The 6,887-nt window shown below is 41.0% G+C and carries 5 protein-coding genes and 1 pseudogene; 1 reads left to right on the top strand and 5 read right to left on the bottom strand.

Features of this window, described 5'->3' with window-relative positions:
* Positions 1–249 (top strand): annotated as a pseudogene (locus tag ABYD77_RS16710) (23S rRNA (cytosine(1962)-C(5))-methyltransferase RlmI); the annotation flags it as partial.
* A 59-nt stretch (positions 250–308) separates the two neighbouring features.
* Here ABYD77_RS16710 and ABYD77_RS16705 read toward each other — a convergent pair.
* The 5 genes from ABYD77_RS16705 to ABYD77_RS16685 all read right to left on the bottom strand — a co-directional run.
* Positions 309–581: a hypothetical protein gene (locus ABYD77_RS16705; protein WP_372771238.1), complete on the bottom strand. Its 273-nt coding sequence runs from the start codon at positions 579–581 to the stop codon at positions 309–311.
* Between the two features lie 132 nt (positions 582–713).
* Positions 714–1,010 (bottom strand): PilZ domain-containing protein, encoded by a 297-nt coding sequence (locus tag ABYD77_RS16700; RefSeq protein ID WP_372771237.1) that lies wholly within the window; start codon positions 1,008–1,010, stop codon positions 714–716.
* Positions 1,011–1,101: 91 nt separating this feature from the next.
* Positions 1,102–4,995 (bottom strand): ATP-dependent RNA helicase HrpA, encoded by a 3,894-nt coding sequence (gene hrpA, locus ABYD77_RS16695; RefSeq protein ID WP_372771236.1) that lies wholly within the window; start codon positions 4,993–4,995, stop codon positions 1,102–1,104.
* 112 nt (positions 4,996–5,107) lie between these two features.
* Positions 5,108–6,124, bottom strand: a complete 1,017-nt coding sequence (locus tag ABYD77_RS16690) for an isoaspartyl peptidase/L-asparaginase family protein (protein ID WP_372771235.1) — start codon at positions 6,122–6,124, stop codon at positions 5,108–5,110.
* Between the two features lie 345 nt (positions 6,125–6,469).
* On the bottom strand, positions 6,470–6,887 hold a 418-nt coding region (locus ABYD77_RS16685), incomplete at its 5' end, for a sensor histidine kinase (RefSeq protein WP_372771234.1).

The following is a 6,887-nucleotide window of genomic DNA, read 5'->3' as shown; positions in this document are numbered from 1 at the left end:
TGTCGTGGTTATAAAGACATTAATATGATTGCGATGCAAATTCTAAAACCCGGTGGCACGTTACTTACATTCTCGTGTTCTGGCTTAATGGAACAAAATCTTTTTCAAAAAGTGGTGGCAGATGCCGCACTCGATGCAGGCCGTCAACTACGTATTATGGAGCGCTTAAACCAAGCGCCCGATCATCCTATTGCCGGTGAGTACCCTGAAGGGTTCTACTTAAAAGGCCTTATCTGTAAAGTGCTTTAAGCTTAAAACCTGTCAGATCCTATAAATGGATCTGACTGTTAATTTCATCTGGTTCGGTATTAACAATCCCCGCCACCTCCTGAACAATCACTACTCCCACTTGAACTACCACTGCCACTTATAAAGCCACCGCCGCCTAAAAATCCGCTACTATCTGCACTACTGCGGTCACTAGCAAAACTCGTGGTAATTGCTGCTTTGACGATTGAAATGATAATTAATAGTGTGAAAATAAGTGGACAAACAATTGCTTGCATCGTTGAATCTGAATACACATCCGTAAAATACCCTGATGCCAGCAAACCAAATAAAATGATAATCCATGATCTCATAATTAATCCCTTTATTTAAACAGATATCACTAAAACATTAAAAACTTAAGTAACGAAAAATGAAAGCTAATCAATTATTAAGTTTCACTGTAAGTACTGAAACTCATTAAAAAAGGAGCTATTACTCCTTTATTAATTTATCTCTAATACTTCTAAGCCAAGTAAATATTCTTTTTCTTCTACTTCACTGCACCGCACTACTTTTGCTAATGCATCTAGTGAAGGTACACTGTTATTAGTGGCATCAATTCGCACTTTTACCTGTGTAGCTACTTCTATAGGTTCATCAATTTCTATCGACATACCGCTGGCACTTAAATCGCGACACACCCCATCAATTTTTCTTCCTGTAGCGGAGTCTAAAATAACAAGTTGTGCTTCTGCATTTACCAGCATACGAAAAAAATTACGTTTATCTTCATACAACATTAGATTTCCCCTAAACTTCCTGTCGCAGGACTATTATTACCACAGCAAAATGCGTTTTCCAATAACAAAAAATTTACATTTCATGCCGTTTTTATTCAGAACCGCACTCTTTAATCGCGTTTTGTATACGCTTCAACGAGATAGGATACGCTGTTCCTAAATTCTGGGCAAATAAAGAAATGCGTAACTCTTCTATCATCCACCTGATTTCGTCAAGTTTATGCTTTTCTGTATTAGAGCGCGCCTTGCCAATGGCCTCTTTTAAAATCTGTTGTGCCTTTACAACATCCAGCATTTTTAATTTATCTTGATGTGGGTCAATAGGCAGTTTTTCTAATCGGCGCTCTACGCCTTTTAGATATCGAATCACATCTTTAATGCGCGCCGCACCATGCCTTGTTACAAAGCCTTTAAATATCAGTTTCGAAAGCTGCTCCTTAATATCACCTTGCGCCATGATCATGGTGAAATCCGATTTGCCTTTGAGTTTCTTGTTAAGGCTACTGACCAAACTCAGTGCCGCTTCAACATCAAGGGCAATGGCTACAACAGCATCGCCGAGTTCGCCACGAATGGTTTCTTTGACATTATTAAATGAATGTTCATCACGAATATTACTATTCGACGCTAAAATGCTATCAACCGCAGCCGCAATGCAATCATCAATAAGTTCATTAATTTTACCAAACGGATTAAAATAAAGGCCTAGCTTGGCTTTGTTTGGTAACTTTTGCTGTAAATATTTAATTGGCGATGGAATATTTAATAGCACTAAACGACGCAAGCCTTTCAAATGTGCCTCATCCGCTTTTTCTTTGGCATCAAACAACTTAATGCTGGTTGCTTTACCATCATCAACAAGTGCTGGATAGGCTTTGACTTCGTATTGACCTTGCTTTTGTACGTAGGACGAAGGCAGTTCGCCAAACGACCACTCAATTAAATCACTTTGTTCAATGCCCTTCTCTGCCACTTTGGCAAGGTTATCGTTGACTTTACCTTTAAGTTTTTCTTTAAGTTCATCTAAGTCAAAGCCGCTGGCAAGTAACTTATTGTTTTCATCTTTCACCGCAAATTGCAGTTTCAAATAAGCCGGCAATGCACCAAAATCCCATTCTTGGCTTTTAATCGTCACACCCGACATGCGCAATAAGTGTTTACTAATAGCCTCAATAAAACTGCCCTGCATTGGCTCAAGCGAAGCCATTACTGCATCAGCATAATTCGGTGCTGGCACAAAGTTACGGCGTGTGGTTTTTGGTAGTGATTTAATCAGCGCAGTAATTAATTCATGACGAAACGCCGGAATATGCCAATCAAACCCGGTGTTCTCAACTTGGTTTAACAAGGCCAATGGAATTTGCACTACCACGCCATCAAGCGCCTGTCCTGGTTCAAAGTGATACTCAAGTGGTAAAAACAGGTTGTTTTGCTGCCAAACGTCTGGGTAATTTTCTTTACTAATATGCGCAGCATCATGTTGCATTAATGCCGCTTTATCCATATGTAAGAACTTAGGTTCCGCTTTTTTCTGTTTCTTCCACCACGTATTAAACTCGACACGGCTGGTGATGGTGTCTGGCAAACGTTGGTGGTAAAAATCCATCAAGGTTTCTTCATCTACCAAGATGTCGCGACGACGCGCTTTATGTTCGAGATCTTGCACTTCATCAATTAATTTTTGATTGAAGTTTAAAAAGCTTTCACTCTGGCCAAGTTGCTGTTCCACAAGTGCGCTGCGAATAAAAATTTCGCGGCTTAATTTGGCGTCAATTTTATTAAATTGCACGCTTTTACGCGAAACGATGGTTAGGCCATACAAAGTTTGTTGCTCAAAAGCCATAACCGCACCCGTTTTCTTTTGCCAGTGCGGTTCACTGTAACTGCGATTCACTAAATGCTGAGCAAGCGGTGCAACCCAAGTTAAATCGATTTTCGCATTAATACGGGCAAACAGTTTACTGGTTTCAACCAGTTCAGCCGCCACCAACCATTTCGGTGATTTTTTGAAAAGGCCAGAGCCTGGGAATACAAAAAACTTGCTTTGACGTGCCCCGGTATACATTTGGTTATCGTCTTTCATACCAATGTGGCTGAGCATACCAGCCAAAATTGATTTATGAATTGCTTCATAATCACTGGGATTTTGATTAATCTTAAAACCCATTTCTTCACAGGTAGACACTAACTGGTAAACAATATCTTGCCATTCACGCACACGCATATAAGCCAAGAACTCGCTTTGACAGAGCTTTCTGAACTGGCTACGTGATAACGCTTGTTGTTGCTCCTCTACGTAGCGCCATAAATTTAAATAGGCAATAAAGTCAGAGTCTTTGTCAGCAAAACGGCCATGGCTTTCTTGTGCTTTGGCTTTTTTATCTTGTGGAAACTCTCGCGGGTCTTGAATCGACAAGGCCGCCACAATCACAATGGCTTCAAACATGGCATCAAAGCCATTGGCAGCATGAACAATTTTGGCAAGACGTGGATCGACAGGTAAACGGCTAAGCTCTTTACCTGCTTTTGTTAGTTTATAATCCTTTTTCCGAGTAACCGGTGTAATTGCCTGAATTTCTTCAAGTAAACGAAGACCATCGGTTATATTTCGGTTATCTGGCGCCTGTACAAAGGGGAATTCACTAATGTCACCTAAACCAAGTGCAAGCATTTGTAGAATGACTGAAGCAAGGTTTGTTCTTAAAATCTCAGGGTCGGTAAATTCAGGGCGACCTAAAAAATCTTCTTCTGAATAAAGACGAATACAAATACCTTCCGCCACACGGCCACATCGCCCTTTACGCTGATTTGCGCTCGCCTGCGAAATAGCTTCAATTGGAAGGCGCTGAACTTTGGTACGATAGCTATATCGGCTTATGCGTGCCGTACCTGGGTCAATAACATAACGAATGCCAGGAACCGTTAACGAGGTTTCAGCCACGTTTGTAGATAACACAATACGACGGCCCGAGTGTGAGGCAAAAATGCGGTTTTGCTCTGCATTTGAAAGGCGCGCATAAAGTGGCAACACTTCTGTGTTCGCCAGGCCACGTTTTGCCAGTGCATCGGCAGTATCGCGAATTTCACGCTCACCATTCATAAAAATAAGAATATCGCCCGGCCCTGCTTGCATTAGCTCATCAACCGCATCAAAAATCCCTTGCAGCTGATCGCCCTCGGCTTCCATTTCGGTTTTGTTGATTTCAGTTAACGGGCGATAACGCACTTCCACAGGGTAAGTGCGGCCCGAAACTTCAATAATCGGCGCATTATTAAAGTGTTTTGAAAATCGCTCAGGGTCAATGGTTGCAGAGGTGATAATCAGTTTTAAATCGGGGCGTTTCGGTAACAGATTTTTCAAATAACCTAAAATAAAATCGATATTTAAACTGCGCTCGTGCGCTTCATCGATAATAATGGTGTCGTATTGGTTTAAAAATCTATCTTGTTGAATTTCCGCAAGTAACACACCGTCGGTCATTAGTTTTAAATAGCTTGATTGTGAAACTTGGTCACTAAAACGAATTTTAAAACCCACTTTATCGCCAATAGTGGTACCAATTTCTTCAGCAACACGAGCAGCCACACTGCGCGCCGCTAATCGACGCGGCTGAGTATGGCCAATTAGACCAGCAACACCGCGGCCTAACTCCATACAGATTTTTGGCAACTGTGTGGTTTTACCTGAGCCGGTTTCACCTGCCACAATCACCACTTGGTTTTCACTAATTGCTTTTTTGATATCGTCTTTTTTCTGACTGACTGGCAGGTTTTCTGGGTAGCTTACTTTAGGTAGCTGCTTTAAGCGTAACTCTCTTGCGGCAATACTTTTTTCAATATCTTGGGTGATAGTTGTTAGTACTTTTAACTGTTTTGCTTCATCACTTATTTTTTTGACACCATCAAGACGGCGTTTAAAGAGAAACTGATCTTTTTTAAGGCAATTTTTTAGAAGTGAATACAGTTGCTGTTGTGGATTAGCCATAGATAGAATAAAGCGGAAATTCAAAAGCCTAATAATACCAAATTGATTACCATAAAATAAGGGAAGCGATGTGCTTCCCTTATTTTAATTTTACTAAACGAATAAATTAGCTCTATTCGTCTTTAAAAATTGCCACATAGGTTGGCTTACCCGCCATTTTAGATGCACGGTACATGCCTTTGGTGTTAAATGGCAGACTGATATTGCCTTTGTTATCGACAATAATTACGCCCCCAGTGCCCCCAATTGGCTTAAGTACATCATGAATAACTTCATCGCCCGCTTGTTTAATGGTTTTGCCTTGATATTGCACACGAGCACAAATATCTGATGCCACACTGTAGCGAATAAAATATTCACCATGACCAGTAGCAGACACCGCACATGAGCGGTTATCGGCGAAGGTGCCTGCACCAATCACAGGAGAGTCACCAATACGACCAAAGCGTTTTGCTGTCATACCGCCAGTTGAGGTGCCAGCTGCAAGGTTTCCGTGTTTATCTAAAGCCACAGCGCCGACGGTGCCCATTTTATATTGCTCAGGCAGAGCGCGATGATTAGCTTGGTAGTTTTCAGTTTTGTTAAGCTTCTTTTTGGCTCGCTCTAACGCTTCAAAACGGTGTTCAGTATCAAAAATACTGTTATTAACGAGCTCCATGCCGTTTTTCTTAGCAAACTGCTCAGCGCCTTCACCGCTAAGCATCACATGCACTGACTGTTCCATCACCAAACGCGCTAAATCAATTGGGTTTTTAATATGTTTTACCCCTGCAACCGCACCTGCTTGACGGTCGCTTCCATCCATAATTGAGGCATCAAGCTCATGGTGGCCATCATAAGTATAAACAGCGCCAATACCTGCATTAAAAAATGGCGAATTTTCTAAAATATTAATTGCTGTGGTCACTGCTGTTAAGCTTTCACCACCGTTTTCAAGCACTTTATAACCAGCCTCTACCGCTTCTTGCAGTTTAGCGCGATAAGCCACTTCTTTTTCAGGTGTAAATTTACTTTTATCTATGGTGCCAGCACCGCCATGAATGGCGATAGAAAATGGCTGCTCACTTGCAGCAAACGCACTGGTAGATAAAAGCGCTGTAAATAGCGCCGTTGCGAGTGATTTATTCATTATTATTTTCCTTTTGTTTTTAGAGCGTGTTGATCTTTGTGGTCTAAATTCTGTTCAAATCCAAAGCTTTTTGATCGCGGCGTTGCTTTGAAGTCCTAGTGGGCTAAGTCAAGAAGCGACAACAAAGAACAAGACGCTTTGGGTTGAACCTTTTAGGCAGCGCTTGTTTGGCGTTTATACTGCGTTGCCCTACATGGATGTAGGGTAAGGTAACTTTGCAGGAGCACAAAGTCTTTATCGCTCATTTATGTAAAATAACTACACTACAATCACTCAGCCTCGTCTAAATGCCAAACAAACTGCTGCAGAAATAGACAGCAAAGGTCAACACGCTCTAGATACTTGTCATGCACTGGCAAATTTTAATGTAAAAACAGTGCCTTGTTTATCTGAACTAACTGTTATATCAATACCTAAGCGTTTGCATAAACGTTTTACAATCGCAAGGCCAAAGCCAAGACCTGTACTACTGTCACTTTTAACCCCGGCATCAAACACTTTGTTGAGTAATTGCTTATCAATACCACAACCCGAATCACGAATTGTTAAGTGATTATTGCCATATTCAATCAAAATTGTGCCTTCATTAGTATGATGAAACGCATTACTAATTAAATTGCTTAACACCATTTTAAATGCATCATGATTAGTGTTTATAGTGGCAGTTGACTCAACATTCACCTTAATCTCAATCGGTTTATTTTCAATCAATTTATGATGCAACAAAATCGCCTGTTCAATCAGCGGTAATAGTTTAATGTCG

This window comes from Pseudoalteromonas sp. (genome assembly GCF_041629635.1).
GTDB lineage: Bacteria > Pseudomonadota > Gammaproteobacteria > Enterobacterales > Alteromonadaceae > Pseudoalteromonas.
The sequence above is the reverse complement of the archived record's forward strand: the minus strand, read 5'-3'. Positions and strand labels throughout refer to the sequence as shown.